Source organism: Photorhabdus stackebrandtii (assembly GCF_011189495.1).
Taxonomy (GTDB): domain Bacteria; phylum Pseudomonadota; class Gammaproteobacteria; order Enterobacterales; family Enterobacteriaceae; genus Photorhabdus; species Photorhabdus khanii.
The window spans coordinates 1-1,017 of record NZ_PUJV01000130.1 but is presented as its reverse complement, the minus strand read 5'-3'; the positions used below and the strand labels follow the sequence as shown (position 1 = coordinate 1,017).

Below are 1,017 nucleotides of genomic sequence, written 5' to 3'. Positions count from 1 at the left end.
TGAATACCTTGCTGAATACCTTGCTGAATACCTTGTTCCCGTAATCTCTGTGCAATATTCATTATTGCCTCCTGATGGCTGCCTACCTGTTCAATCAGTTTCTGAAGTACCTGTTCAAAATGTGGAGAATCCATTGTAACAAACAGGTAGTTAAGAATAGTAACAACATCGTTGTCACTATTATAATTGTACTTAAGGGCCTGTGCCAATAATGTGGTCACAGCTTCAACCCTGTCTCGCAAATTTTTATGTTTCATCGCCAGTTCCATCACGGCGATTTTGCGATGATTGACTAACTCATTATCATCAATCACGGTCACATCGACTAGTGGAAATGGATTGAAATACACCTCTTCCGCTAAGCGAGGTAATGAAAAGCATTGTGTCCAGCGTTGCTGGAAAGGATAAGGGCTGCTATCACCGTGGTAAAACAAAACGGGCACAACCAGCGGGAGTTCCTTATTTCCTTGTTGAAGGTGTTGATTCATCGCCATAAAAGCATAATGCATCATGCGCCATGCCATCATTTTATCCGGCGTTGACTGATGTTCAACAAGTACATAAATATAACCGTCACCTTGTTGAGTTTTCACCGAATAGAGCACATCGGACATTCTTGAACGTAACTGACGGTCAATGAATGAAGAATTAGTCAGTGTTAACGTATTAAAATCACATAGCCTCTTAATTTTCTCCGGCAGATGAATGTCAAAAAAGTCTCGGGCATTCTCTATCTGAGCCATAAACCCTTTGAATGTAGCATCATGGGGTGTGGGGCGCGCCTTTTTATTATTCATATTTTCTTATTAAAAAATAATTCCCATCATCAGTGTACAGCACAATAAAGTCTAGTACCAAGGTGGTTTTATAATTCATCATGCTACGTTATCAGCCGTGACCAGTTGACTGAGCGCTTGTGCTGTCTGGCGCATAGGCTCAGCAAACGCCAACAATGTTTCCAGTGAAACACGAATGGCAGGGGCATGCACATAGACACAGGCAATCAATCGATTTTTT

At 41.5% G+C, this 1,017-nt stretch carries 1 protein-coding gene; it reads right to left on the bottom strand.

The window, feature by feature from the left end:
- Positions 1-797, bottom strand: a 797-nt coding sequence (locus tag C5470_RS21955; protein ID WP_166291903.1) for an Rpn family recombination-promoting nuclease/putative transposase, incomplete at its 3' end; no start/stop codon positions are given.
- Between the last annotated feature and the right edge of the window lie 220 nt (positions 798-1,017).